We start from the raw sequence: 12,365 nt of genomic DNA on the forward strand, positions 1-12,365 counted from the left end.
ATAGCACAAACGTTGATGTTCGTTTGTGCTATAACAATGCTTATCTTTTATTATGCTTGCAAAGAGTTAACCTGCATTTGATACATTTTTTCATATATACCACCATAAGTTAGTAACTCCTCATGTGTGCCACGCTCCACAATTTCCCCTCGATCTAACACCAAAATACGATCTGCATTTTTAATGGTAGAAAGACGGTGAGCGATAATAAATGTTGTGCGTCCTTTTTTCAGCACATCCATCGCATGCTGGATAATTTCCTCTGTTTCTGTATCAATATTCGATGTCGCCTCATCCAAAATTAAAATAGCTGGATCAAAGGCTAATGCACGGGCAAACGAAACAAGCTGACGTTGACCAGAAGATAAGGTGCTTCCCTTCTCAATCACTGGTTCGTCATAGCCCTGTGGTAAATTCGCTAAAACACGCTCTGCCCCAACGGCCTGTAATGCTTCCTCAACCTTTTCTCTTGAAATTTTCGGATGATTTAAGCTAACATTCGACGCAATCGTGCCTGTAAACAAATATGGGTCCTGTAAAACAATACCCATATGTTCACGCATTGTTTGACGTGGAACAGCTGTCACATCGATACCATCAATTTGAATACTGCCCTTCGATGGATCATAGAAACGGAATAATAAATTCATAATCGAGCTTTTACCAGAGCCTGTATGACCAACTAAGGCGATTGTTTCTCCTTGTTTCGCTTCAAATGATAAATTTTTCAAGACGTAATCCTCATCTTTATAGGCAAAGGACACATTGTCAAAGGATACATTACCTTTATAACGTGGAATGCTTTGTTCTGACACAGGCTCTCCGCTCATATCGAGCACTTCAAAAACACGATTTCCTGCCACAATGGAACGCTCAAGCTGTGAGAATTGGTTGACGATATTCGTAATCGGATTGAATAGTTTTGTTAAATAATCAACAAAGGCATACAGTGTCCCTGCTGAAACAATCGCCTCTGTCGATAATGATTGTCTACCAAAATAAACGATAAAAACGGCAAACATAATTAATCGTAATGTGTTGACAAGATTAAAGGACGTAGCTGAATCAAGTACCAATAGCTTACGCTCATACGTATAATGCTCATTATTCAAGTCATCAAATTCCTTCGTCATTTGTTTTTCACGACGAAAAGCTTGAATAATCGTCATCCCTTGAATCGATTCATTAATCATTGCATTAATATCGGCAATTTTCGTGCGAATCACATCATTGTACTTCGCTGCCACTTTACGATATAACACCATCCATATATAAACAATCGGCACCATAAGTAAAGCTAAACAAGCCATTTTCCAATTTAAAATAAATAACGCAATATAGACACCAAAGATAGAAATAAAGCTTGTCGCAAAGTTTGATAGCACCTGTACATATAAATTACGTACGGCCTCTGTATCATTCGTGACACGTGCCACAATTTTCCCTGCTGGTAAATTGTCGAAATATTGGATTGGTAATGTTTGAATATGCTCAAAAACATCTTGACGCATTTTTTGCACGATGCGGTTCGCACCCATTTGTAAATAAATATACATAAAATAACGTAAGATGGCTGTCGCAATGGCTAAAATCATAAACACTACTAATAGCCAGATAATCGGCTGTAACTCGATTTGACCAATTATCATATAGTTATCAATGATATACTTAGCAATAAACGGTCCAACTAACTCCGTAAAAACGGCAATTGTTAAGAAAAATAAGCCAAGCAATATCGGTTTTTTAAAATACATTGCATAACGCATTAAACGTTGATTTGTTGTCATGACGCACCTCCCTCTAGCTGCTGACGGTCAAATTGCTCTTTATACCAGCCTTGCCCTGAGATAAGCTCTTCATGTGTACCCTGTTCAACAATTTGCCCTTCATCTAACACAATAATGTGGTCTGCATGCTGAATGCCTGACAAACGATGTGTCGTAATAATCGTCGTTTTGCCTTGGCGTTCTCGCTGGATATTTTCAATAATTTTTGCCTCTGTTTTTGCATCCACCGCAGATAACGAATCATCCAGCATTAAAATTTCAGGGTCTTTAATAAGCGCACGTGCAATCGATACACGCTGCTTTTGACCGCCTGACAATGATACACCCTTTTCTCCAACAAGTGTTTCTAAGCCCATTGGTAAATTTTCTAAATCTCTTTCAAAATACGCTGCATAGATGGCTTGCTGTAACTCAGCCTCTGTTGCATTCTCTTTCCCAAATAAAATATTTTCTCGAATCGTCCGTGAGAATAGGACATGGTCTTGCGGTACATAGCCAATCCAATCTAATACCTGCTCCTTCGTTTGGCTCGCAATATCAACACCATCAATAGCCAACTGCCCTTGCCCTATCGGATACTCTCTCAATAATTGACGCAAGAACGTTGTTTTACCTGCACCTGTTTTCCCGACAACGCCAAGTGTTTGCCCTTTTTGTAGTGACAACGAAATACTTTGTAAATTTTTCACTTGGCTCAGTGGGTATTGGAATGTGAAATCCTCAAAGCCAATGGTGCTTGGCGTCGCAATCGTATGAGGATTCGCAATATTTTGAACATCTGCTTCATAGCTCAATGTTTCCTGTACACGATCAAGTGACGCATTCCCTTGCTGCATGACATTAATCAGCTCACCAATCGCAAAAATCGGCCACACCGCAAGCCCTAAATAAACGTTGAATGTAATCAGCTGTCCTACTGTCATCGCCTCTGTTGCCACTAGTTGTGCTCCATAGCCAAGTGCAACCACAAAGCTAATCCCTGTTCCAACCTTCGTAATCGGTCCAAACAATGCATTAATTTTTACCGTATGCATATTTTTGGCGTATACTTCTTCACTCATTTGTGCAAAGTCAGCCTCATCTTTCTTTTCCTGCACATAGGCACGTACAACACGTACACCCGCTACTGATTCCAATACACTGTCATTCAGCTCACCGAACACATCCTGTGCTTTCGTATAGCGTTCATGTACAATTTTCCCTAAATATTGAATCAGCACAGCCATAATCGGTACTGGCAGCATCGCCAACAATGTTAGCTTCCACGAAATCATATAGCCCATAGCAAAAATAATGAAACCCATATAAACCGTCGAATCAATTAGTGTTAAAATCCCAAAGCCAGCTGTTAACGATACTGCATTTAAATCATTCGTTGCACGAGCCATTAGATCACCCGTACGATTTTTTTCATAGAAGGTTGGCGTCATCCGTAAAAAATGCTGCATTAAACGACGACGTAATATTTTCTCTAAACTAATGGCCCCTTCAAATAAACGGAATTGCCATACAAAATTCAACGCATAGCTCCCAATGATAATAGCAATAAACAGTAAAACATAATTGGTTAACATCGCTGCTGTCATTTCGCCAGTAGTCAAACTGTCAATAATTGAGCCTAATAAATAAGGTGGAATCACCTCTATACCACTAGCAATCATTAATACAACAATCGCCACTGTGTATTGTTTCCAATACATCTTAAAAAACCATTTTAATTTCCTTAATACATCAAACATTCGTTCTACCTTCCCTTCCCAACTATTTGGCTGTCACTACCCGCTATCTAGCGACTCCTTTGTGAAAATCATTTGTTGTCCTGTGTTGTTCATACAACATCTCTCCTTTTTTAACGTCACTAGCCCTTTTTTGCCGCAAAAAAAGACACATACCCGAAATAGAGTATGTGTCCATATACAAAGGTTGCTGGTATAACCAATCCTTTTTTATGAAGCAATACAAATTTAGGCATAGACAATGTATGAATTTGTTTGTTGAACTACTGTGAATAAAATAACCATTGTCATGCCCTCCTTTTGTCATTTTTTCTAGTGCTATTGCAGATTATCACACTATTGAAATAATTGTCAACCATCTATTGGTTATTTTTGATTTTTTCAGAAAAATAATCAGCGCTTTAAAGTGTTAAATTGATAGTTGTACATGTTACACTTGGTTGTAGATATTCAACAATATTTCATAGATAAAGGGAGATTTTCAGCTTGAAAGTATTTGTAGCTATTGGTGCAGGTGGTTTTTTGGGGGCTCTTTGTCGGTATAAACTTAGCCTACTATTCCAGCAAGAAGGATTCCCCTTCACAACGCTTAGTATTAATTTAATAGGCTGTCTTTGTTTAGCATGGCTTTTTACCACTTTTACCAAACGCACAGCCTTTGTCACAGGCATTGGCACAGGTTTTTTAGGCGCCTTTACGACATTTTCCACCTTCTCACTAGAAACGCTGCGTCTTTTGCAACAAGGACACGCAGTTCAAGCCATCTGTTATAGTATGATAAGTGTCAGTGGTGGCCTCACTTGTGCATGGCTAGGTACAACACTTGCAAGGAGGAAAAAAGTATGATATTGGTAGGTATTGGTGGCATTTTTGGCGCACTCACTCGCTATTTGATTAGCAAACAGCTCCACTCTGCCTATCCATGGGCGACACTCCTCATTAATAGTACAGGCTCCTTCGCACTTGGATTATTATTTGCCCTGCAGCCAGCAGCTTGGTTATGGCAGTTGCTCGGTATCGGCTTTTTAGGGGCCTACACAACCTTTTCAACATTTGGCTTTGAAACTGTTCAATTAATCGAACAACAAAAGGGAAGGCAAGCCTGTCTGTACATAAGTAGCTCTGTTTTAATAGGTCTACTATCTGCTTTACTCGGTTTTATGATTATCCAATGAAAGGTGAATTTTTATGCAGGCACATAATGAAGCACTCGAGGTAGAGTTAGCCGCAGCAATACAGCAACTCATCCACCTTGAACTTGAAGAAAATTACGCAGAAATGAATCAATATTTTGCTCGATTGCTCGCCAAATTACAGGCAGCACAATTGATTGATTACAAACTCGATGTCCTTGTGGAACCGCAAGCTTTCACGACAGAAATATGCCTACTACTTGAAAGCTTACAGGAAGCCAAGAAGAAGCCACACAAAAGGCATGGCTTATTAACCCATCGTCATATTTTAAAAATATGGCTTCGCAAGCATCCACAGCTTATGAAAGAATTTTTACCTCAATTATTTTAGAGGCTGGGAAAAAAGTATTTTAGCCAGTCAAAAAGCCGAACTATTGAAGAAACAATTGTGAAATGTTCCTTCATCGTTCGGCTTGTTCTCTTTAATTTGGACTAGTTATGCCTGCTATCATTCGGCTTTTTGAAGCGATCATTTAGTTATGTCCCAGCCCTACTTCTTATTTCTCAAATGAGTAGTCTTTGATGACTTGACAGATTTCTACTTGATACTGTGTATACCATTTTTCTTGCCCTAATTGCTGTGCCATCTTATGCTTCATGTTATCCTTCCACGCTTGAATGGCTTCTAACGATTCCCAATAAGATACTGTAATCCCTTTGCCTTCTGTATTACGAACACTTTCTACTCGGAGAAAGCCAGGCTGCTGACAGGCTAAATCATTCATCACAGTTGCCATCTTTGCATAGCTCTCTCCATCATCCACTGCTCTTTGTGAAGTAAACACTACAGCATAGTACATGTCCATCCATCATTCCCCCATTCTTTACACATCCATCACTACATTTTTTTGCTTGGCATAAACTAAAAATGTGATGGTTAAACCTATACTAATCATACCAAATACAAGCCCTACACCGTTTAAACCAATTAAATCGAGCAGCATCCCTGTCGAGACAATGACAATTTGGAAGATAACGGAGTCAATCATATTACGGAAGGAGAAAAAGCGACCGTGAAACTCTTTCGGTACTTGCTTTTGAAAAATAACCATCGTCATTGGGAAAAAGCAACCTACAGAAAAACCAAATACACCAAAAGCGATTAAAGCAAATAATTGTCGGTCAGCTAATAATAGCAGCAATTCCATTGCCCCAATCACAAAGGCTAATGTAAAGAGTAACTTACCAATTTGGACACGCTCCGAAATCCATTTTAAGCTCGCCGCCCCTAACATAAAGCCTATTCCTTCCACTGTGTAAATCATCCCAGAAAGTGCCGCAGAATGATGCATTTCTGATATTTTCATAATAACTAAGTTAAACGAGCCTAAAAATAGCGTTGGAATAAGTATTAAAACGAGTGTCATCAAGACCATTGGATGCGCCTTCACCATTGGCAACACCTCTTTAAAATTACTTTTCTCTTTATTCGCCATAGATGACTGTTGCCCTTCTTCTATATGTAATAGACTTGTCAGTACAAACATCATCAAATACACAATAAGTGACGTGATATACAACCATTTCAACTCAAAATAACTTAGCATAAGCCCAGCCACAGCCGTACCCACAATACGAGAAATTGTTCGGGCATTCATTTGCCACGCATTTAAAGTCATTAAATCCTTGTCCTTGACAATTAACGGTACAATCGCTTGTAAGGCAGGCATATAAAACGCCGCTGCGATTTGCAGTGTAATTAAAAATAACACCATCCAGAAGACAGAGCTTGTATACAGTGCAATAAACATAAATAAAATACTAACAATGCGCCCAATACTTGCCCATTGCACCACCGTTTTCTTCTTGGATTGGTCAATCATACGCCCTGCTAACGGTCCTACAAGAAAGCCCGCTAAAACACCACTCGCAATAATTAAGGATTTATGAAAATCTGATGGGACAACCTCTTGCATAAAGGCGAGATTGCCAATAATGCCAGCCCATAAACCAAGTCCTACAACAAATTCCCCTATTAATAAAATCCATACATTTCGGTTACGCCACATGATTCGTCTCCTTTTGTTGTTGATATTTGTCAATCATACGGCTAAAGAAAGAGGCGAGCACCTGTTGAAACAACATACCAAATACGACAGGCATCACTGTTTTTGCTGGGAAATAGGTAGTCGCAATAACAACACCAACTGCAATATTACGCATCCCACCTGTAAAGACAAACATCGTTGTAATCGAGCGATCTTTCCATAGTAGATGCCCTATTAGGAAGCAAAACGCATAGCCAGAAATCGCCAATAACAGCACTACCCCTATGATACAAACCAACTCCCAATTTAAATGAGTCATATAAGGTGCAATGGCACTACTATTAATCATCACAATACTAAATAGACTTAGCTTTGAAAACGGTGATAATGTTTTACCCCATGTTTGCACAATTTTGCCCTTTGTCACCTCATTACATGCGACACCCAATATGGACGGCAACACAATCATCCAACATAAATCGATGATTAAACCTGTTGTATCAAGGGCAATCGTTTGTCCTGCCACAATATGTAATAAGGCTGGTAGTATGATAGGTGATAATACAGTATCCAGTAAAATAATCGCTAAGCATAAAGCTAAATGCCCTCGACAAACATTGACCCAAATAAAGCTTGTGACACCCGTTGGAATCGCCACTGCCAAGACAAAGCCTACTGTCAGTAAATGATCGTGAAATATAGCGATCGATACTGCATACGCCCATAATGGCATCAGCATATGTAAAAAAATAAGTACCAAAACAATCACGGCTGGATATTGTCGAACACTTTTCACACTGTCCATATTCATACTTAAACTACCTGCAAATGTCATAAAAGCAAATAACCATGGCACTAAAAATAAAAATTGCTGCCCAATAGTAGCAAATAGCACACCTACTATTAAACTAAGAGGTGTTAAAATAGGCATCCATTTTTGAAGATATGTATTGATTTGCTGTAACATATTCGATAAGTCCCTCTTCCCTTGCCAAATAGCTTATTTGCTACTATACACCTTTCATTTAAATTGGCAAGTTTTTTTCAAAAAATTTGCAGTTTTCGGCTAACTATTGCACACTGAACATAGGATGAAGGAGAAAGGGTGTGCCTATCAATGAAAAAAATATGCTATCTTGTCATGTGCGTCTTCTTGACACTTTGTATCGGAGAACAGGCAAGTGCTGCAAGCTTTCGGGATGTACCTGAAGATCATTTTGCATATGATGCCATTACATGGGCTGAACGCTATGATATTATCAATGGCTATGCAGATGGAACCTTCAGACCAAGCGATACCATCACAGAGCAGCAATTTGCTAAATTACTTGCTAATTTCTATGAGCTAGAATCTCCTGAGGATGAGCTCATCAAGCACACTACTATTGCCAATTGGTCTGATGATTATTATAATCGTCTTGCCAGCTATGGTGTGCCATTAAACGGCTATTTTGATTATGGAATTCGTGCTACCGCTGTGAAACGTGGTGTTGTAGCACAAGCAATTGCCCATCTAGCAAATGGTAAGAGTGGATTAGATGCCTCCATTCAATTTTTACTTGATTACTACATTTCGACAGGACAAAATCCACAGTATGAAAATCGGCATTTGCAGAAATTTTTTGGCGCTACCAATAACTTGACACGTGCACAGGTCATTTTGATGCTCCATCGTATGCATGAACGTAATTTTTATGCGATTTCAGAGGATGCACAATCCACCCATGATAGTCTGGAATCCTTGCTTATCCGTGCCAAACATGCACAGCTTCAGCTCGATGCTTCCCTACACCTTACAACGCCAACGAAAAGCGCTTGGGAGGGTGTTTATGCCTATTACTACAAATGGGGGCAAAGTTTAGATGATATCAATCGTCGTGAGGCTGTGATTGCCAATGTAACGACAAAGGGCTTTACCGTTGCAATGACCGCGAATGATGGTGCAGCTGATGGACATGTCGAAGGAACCGCAACGATGACAAGTAAAACTAAAGCCATTTTGACTCAAACTAGCAACGGTCAACGTTGTGTGATTGAATTGGAACAGTTGCCACAAGCACTAAAAATAACCGAGGTGGACTGCCGTTCGTTCCGAGATGAGGGTGTCACATTTTCAGGCACATTAAAGAAACAATAGGAGGTTATTTGAATGAATATTACAGCTTTTATCGGTAGCTCTAGAGCACAAAGCAACAGTGAACAATTAACGGACTATGTACTTGAAGGAATACCACATACGAAAATTTATGTGAAAGATTTACACATTGAGCCTATTCATGATTTACGTCATGATGCAAACGGCTTTCAAGCAGTAGACGATGATTACGATCAAATTATCCAAGCTTTATTGACAAGCGATGTCGTGATTTTTACAACACCTATTTATTGGTATAGTATGTCGGGCATTTTAAAAAATATAATAGACCGCTTCAGTCATGCCATTCGCGATGAACGCTATCCACAGTTAAAAGAAAAACTGTCAACAACGGAGGCGATAGTGCTCGCTGTTGGTGGAGATACCCCCTCTATTAAAGGCTTGCCAATGATTCAGCAATTCCGTTATATTTTTGACTTTTTAAATATGCCCTTCTCTTCTTATATTATTGGTGAAGGTAATCAGCCTGGTGATATCGTGCAGGATGAACGAGCACTTGCACAAGCAGCTATTTTAAATAAACAATTAAAAGCACGTTAAAAAAACGACCTAAAGGCCAATGCGCTTTTAGGTCGTTTTCACTATTTTTTGCCACCGTTATATCGTTTCCTAATGGATTCAAGCTGTGGAGGGTGTGAGACAGTCTCGTTTCTAAAATGGCTCCATGGCGAAATGTTTTGTTCTCTGAGACGCTTCACTACCATGATGCCCTTCTTTCGTAAAATGCCTAAATTGACCATTTCTCATCGTAAAAACGCCTATTTGTATACAACATGTAAATTTATTCCACGACAATGAAAAAGCTTTGATGACATATGCCATCAAAGCGCTTTTACCCATTCATTTTTAAAATATTATCTAATTTTTTAAGATTGCGCACATCTGTTTTTGTTTCCAATAATTCGTCTGACAAAATATGCACTTTCGTATCCATCATATTGATTTGCTGGCTTAAATTTTGCTCCACCGTATCTATTTGAAGCGTTAATTTCTCTTGCATTTCAGCCATCTCTTGGCGTAATTCATTTTTCATTTCTAGCATTTCTTGACGTAGCTCAACTTTCATTTCTACCATCTCTTGACGTAATTCTTCGGTTTTTTCTAGAATTTGCTGCTGCAGGTCCACTTTTGTATCCTTTAATTGCTGTGACAATTCTAAAATGGCCTGTAGAATCACGTTTTGTCCTACCTCTTGTCCCACTTATCTGACCTCCTCTCGCTTCACTTTTATATCATCACTAGACAGTTATCAACGTTTCTATATCCTTATTCTATCGGCAAGTTACTAGAAAGTCAAAATGCGAAAAAGCGTAAATTATCAAGAATTTATGATTAAAATTGTCGGAAAATATGCCATAATTTAAATTTCAAAAAATATATCGCACCCTTTCTCCTATTTCCTATTCTGTCCTAAAAATAAATCTATGAAATTAAAAATTTTTAGTCATTGATGGGACTTCTCTATGCGTCCTTTGCAAATCAATTACGCCCCAGCGTAATTGCGTTCAGATTTTTTCGAGTTCACTCGAAAAGCTCCTCTCCAAAATCTGTAACAATGTTTTGCTGTACCGAAAGCGTTAGCGTCAGGTACATCCGCTGGGGCTTTTATCTTGATTCAGTGGGCGTTTGGACACCTACTGAATGGCATAAAAACTGGCATTCATCCCCTCCCTGTTGCTGACGCTTCGCTTTCGCACAAAAAACATTGCACGCTGAGGAAGGGGTCTTCTGTAGCTGCCGCTTCGCTTTCGCTACAAGAAAACATTTGCTGAATCAAGATAAAAAAAATCACAGGCGTGCTTACCACCTGTGATTGAATCATCGTTATAATCTACCTGCTTCTTTTAACACGATTGCTAACATTTTTGCAAACTCGCCTCGTGTAATCAATTGATTTGGTGCTAATACCGTCTGATTATCTAATGCTCCTAATTCGTACAAAATTTCTGTATGACGTGCTGTTTCATTTAAGAAGCTATACGTTTCCTCTGGCTGATAATCCACTGCATCCAATGTTCGTCCTAACATTAACACGGCTTGCTGACGTGTAATTTTGCCATTTGGTTCAAAGATTGTAGGTGTCTTTCCACGAATCACACCTAATGTATGTAGTGCCCCAACATAACCACCATACCAAGATTTTTTACTATCCACATCTCGAAACTGTGTAATTGACACTGGCTGGAAACTAAAAGCCCTTGCAATGAAGGCACTCACTTGAGCACGTGTTAACTGATCACTCACACCAAAATAATCCGCCTTTTTGCCCTGTACGATACCACGCTCCGTCAATGCTGTAATATAGGATTGATAAGGTGAATTCGCTACATCACGAAAATAATTGGTTTGTGGATAGACAAATTGTAAATCCATATTATTGTGTATTGTCGCCACAACACGATCCCCTAAATCTCGATAGGCAACGGGTTCTACTACCCCTTTTTTAGCGATTTGCTTTAATACACCACCCTGTCCATTTTTAAAAATTTCCACTTCTAACGGTTGGCGATTATTGACAATCGTCGATTTTATACTGAAAACATTTCCCTTTTCAGCAGCCGTAATCGTTGCCCCATAGGCTGAATATACTGTCATATTGGTTGTTGTTGTATATACATACTTGCTTGGCTCTTGGTAAGCATGAGCTTGTAACGGCACAATCATAGACAAACTAACAACCCCTGCAAGTGCTATCTTTGCTAATTTTTGATACATGAACATCACCTAATTCCTCCTGTTTTAATCCTCATTATCCAAGAATATGGTGTAACTCCTGTAGCTTTTTAATCTCATAGTGTGGTTTTATATCACTTGTATTCGTAATATTATGTATGTTAAACCAGCATGTATCAATTCCCGCTAATAATCCACCTTTCACATCCGAAGTTAACGAATCCCCGACGATTAATGTTTTTTCTCTTTTGAAGTTGTCTATACGTTGAAAAACATAGTTGAAAAAATCTGGCATTGGTTTTTGATAGCCTGTTTGCTCAGAAATAAAAATATCTTTAAAATACGGCGCTAAGTCAGCACTTGCCAAGCGCTTATTTTGCGTCGTCGTTTTGCCATTTGACACAATATACAATTCATAGTGATTGGCAAGCATTTCAATCGTCTCATAAGCACCGTCTACATAATGATGGGCTTCCTGCAAATAATGCTGGAAAACCTCCTCAAAATATGGTCCATCCACCTCTAAACCAAATTCCTTCAATGCCACCGCAAAACGTGTATTATGTAATGCCTCCTTTGATACCTCTCCACGTTCAAAGCTACGCCACATCGCTTCGTTAATTTCTTTATAGCGTGTAATCATCGCTGGCGTTGCATCAATATGCTCTTGTTGAAATAATTGCTGTAATGCCGCATTTTCTGCTAAATCAAAATCGAGTAATGTATCATCTACATCAAATAATAATGTTTCATATTTTGCCATCATCTTACCTACTTTCTTTTTATCTTGGTTCAATATTCATCCCCTTCTATAGAGAAAGGGGATAAATGCT

13 protein-coding genes are annotated in these 12,365 nt (G+C 39.0%); 5 read left to right on the forward strand and 8 right to left on the reverse strand.

Features of this window, described 5'->3' with window-relative positions:
* Positions 1 to 50: 50 nt before the first annotated feature.
* The gene (locus OPF91_RS11625; RefSeq protein WP_264988913.1) at positions 51 to 1,787 is read right to left on the reverse strand and encodes an ABC transporter ATP-binding protein; all 1,737 of its coding nucleotides are present in this window, start codon (positions 1,785 to 1,787) and stop codon (positions 51 to 53) included.
* Positions 1,784 to 3,526 carry an ABC transporter ATP-binding protein gene (locus tag OPF91_RS11630; RefSeq protein ID WP_264988914.1) on the reverse strand — a complete coding sequence of 581 codons (1,743 nt, stop codon included), beginning with the start codon at positions 3,524 to 3,526 and terminating at the stop codon, positions 1,784 to 1,786. Before OPF91_RS11630 ends, OPF91_RS11625 begins: the two co-directional genes overlap by 4 nt.
* 483 nt (positions 3,527 to 4,009) lie before the next feature.
* On the opposite strand from OPF91_RS11630, the gene crcB (OPF91_RS11635) reads away from it, so the two are divergent.
* Genes crcB (OPF91_RS11635) through OPF91_RS11645 form a run of 3 tightly spaced genes read left to right on the forward strand, consistent with a single transcriptional unit; the run spans position 4,010 to position 5,047 of the window.
* Complete coding sequence (crcB, locus tag OPF91_RS11635; RefSeq protein WP_264988915.1) at positions 4,010 to 4,369, forward strand: fluoride efflux transporter CrcB; 360 nt, start codon at positions 4,010 to 4,012, stop codon at positions 4,367 to 4,369.
* On the forward strand, positions 4,366 to 4,698 hold the full coding sequence (gene crcB, locus OPF91_RS11640) for a fluoride efflux transporter CrcB (RefSeq protein WP_264988916.1): 333 nt from the start codon (positions 4,366 to 4,368) through the stop codon (positions 4,696 to 4,698). Before crcB (OPF91_RS11635) ends, crcB (OPF91_RS11640) begins: the two co-directional genes overlap by 4 nt.
* A gap of 13 nt (positions 4,699 to 4,711) precedes the next feature.
* Entirely contained in the window at positions 4,712 to 5,047 is a 336-nt protein-coding gene (locus OPF91_RS11645; RefSeq protein WP_264988917.1) for a hypothetical protein, read from the forward strand.
* A gap of 166 nt (positions 5,048 to 5,213) precedes the next feature.
* Here OPF91_RS11645 and OPF91_RS11650 read toward each other — a convergent pair whose 3' ends face one another.
* The 3 genes from OPF91_RS11650 to OPF91_RS11660 are packed head-to-tail and all read right to left on the reverse strand — an operon-like array spanning position 5,214 to position 7,671.
* Entirely contained in the window at positions 5,214 to 5,522 is a 309-nt protein-coding gene (locus tag OPF91_RS11650; RefSeq protein WP_264988918.1) for an antibiotic biosynthesis monooxygenase family protein, read from the reverse strand.
* A gap of 18 nt (positions 5,523 to 5,540) precedes the next feature.
* A complete protein-coding gene (locus OPF91_RS11655; protein ID WP_264988919.1) occupies positions 5,541 to 6,725 on the reverse strand; it encodes an MFS transporter in 1,185 nt (394 codons plus the stop codon).
* Entirely contained in the window at positions 6,715 to 7,671 is a 957-nt protein-coding gene (locus OPF91_RS11660) for a bile acid:sodium symporter family protein (protein WP_264988920.1), read from the reverse strand. The genes OPF91_RS11655 and OPF91_RS11660 overlap by 11 nt, the downstream gene beginning before the upstream one ends.
* A 150-nt stretch (positions 7,672 to 7,821) precedes the next feature.
* On the opposite strand from OPF91_RS11660, the gene OPF91_RS11665 reads away from it, so the two are divergent.
* Both OPF91_RS11665 and OPF91_RS11670 read left to right on the forward strand, forming a co-directional pair.
* Complete coding sequence (locus tag OPF91_RS11665) at positions 7,822 to 8,841, forward strand: S-layer homology domain-containing protein (protein ID WP_264988921.1); 1,020 nt, start codon at positions 7,822 to 7,824, stop codon at positions 8,839 to 8,841.
* 12 nt (positions 8,842 to 8,853) lie between these two features.
* On the forward strand, positions 8,854 to 9,399 hold the full coding sequence (locus tag OPF91_RS11670; protein ID WP_264988922.1) for a flavodoxin family protein: 546 nt from the start codon (positions 8,854 to 8,856) through the stop codon (positions 9,397 to 9,399).
* 292 nt (positions 9,400 to 9,691) lie between these two features.
* On the opposite strand, the gene OPF91_RS11675 is transcribed toward OPF91_RS11670, so the two are convergent.
* The 3 genes from OPF91_RS11675 to OPF91_RS11685 all read right to left on the reverse strand — a co-directional run bounded on the left by OPF91_RS11675 (position 9,692) and on the right by OPF91_RS11685 (position 12,295).
* Positions 9,692 to 10,060, reverse strand: a complete 369-nt coding sequence (locus OPF91_RS11675) for a hypothetical protein (protein ID WP_264988923.1) — start codon at positions 10,058 to 10,060, stop codon at positions 9,692 to 9,694.
* Positions 10,061 to 10,683: 623 nt separating this feature from the next.
* Complete coding sequence (locus OPF91_RS11680; RefSeq protein ID WP_264988924.1) at positions 10,684 to 11,580, reverse strand: S-layer homology domain-containing protein; 897 nt, start codon at positions 11,578 to 11,580, stop codon at positions 10,684 to 10,686.
* A 28-nt stretch (positions 11,581 to 11,608) separates the two neighbouring features.
* The gene (locus tag OPF91_RS11685; RefSeq protein ID WP_264989152.1) at positions 11,609 to 12,295 is read right to left on the reverse strand and encodes a YjjG family noncanonical pyrimidine nucleotidase; all 687 of its coding nucleotides are present in this window, start codon (positions 12,293 to 12,295) and stop codon (positions 11,609 to 11,611) included.
* Positions 12,296 to 12,365: the final 70 nt, after the last annotated feature.

The organism is Lysinibacillus piscis (assembly GCF_026012395.1).
Classification (GTDB): Bacteria; Bacillota; Bacilli; order Bacillales_A; family Planococcaceae; genus Lysinibacillus; species Lysinibacillus piscis.

Coding starts and splice junctions, on each gene's coding strand:
- OPF91_RS11625 (WP_264988913.1), bottom strand. CDS start 1,787: ATGACAACAAATCAACGTTTAATGCGTTATGCAATGTATTTTAAAAAA.
- OPF91_RS11630 (WP_264988914.1), bottom strand. CDS start 3,526: ATGTTTGATGTATTAAGGAAATTAAAATGGTTTTTTAAGATGTATTGG.
- crcB (WP_264988916.1), top strand. CDS start 4,366: ATGATATTGGTAGGTATTGGTGGCATTTTTGGCGCACTCACTCGCTAT.
- OPF91_RS11645 (WP_264988917.1), top strand. CDS start 4,712: ATGCAGGCACATAATGAAGCACTCGAGGTAGAGTTAGCCGCAGCAATA.
- OPF91_RS11650 (WP_264988918.1), bottom strand. CDS start 5,522: ATGGACATGTACTATGCTGTAGTGTTTACTTCACAAAGAGCAGTGGAT.
- OPF91_RS11655 (WP_264988919.1), bottom strand. CDS start 6,725: ATGTGGCGTAACCGAAATGTATGGATTTTATTAATAGGGGAATTTGTT.
- OPF91_RS11660 (WP_264988920.1), bottom strand. CDS start 7,671: ATGTTACAGCAAATCAATACATATCTTCAAAAATGGATGCCTATTTTA.
- OPF91_RS11665 (WP_264988921.1), top strand. CDS start 7,822: ATGAAAAAAATATGCTATCTTGTCATGTGCGTCTTCTTGACACTTTGT.
- OPF91_RS11670 (WP_264988922.1), top strand. CDS start 8,854: ATGAATATTACAGCTTTTATCGGTAGCTCTAGAGCACAAAGCAACAGT.
- OPF91_RS11680 (WP_264988924.1), bottom strand. CDS start 11,580: ATGTTCATGTATCAAAAATTAGCAAAGATAGCACTTGCAGGGGTTGTT.
- OPF91_RS11685 (WP_264989152.1), bottom strand. CDS start 12,295: ATGGCAAAATATGAAACATTATTATTTGATGTAGATGATACATTACTC.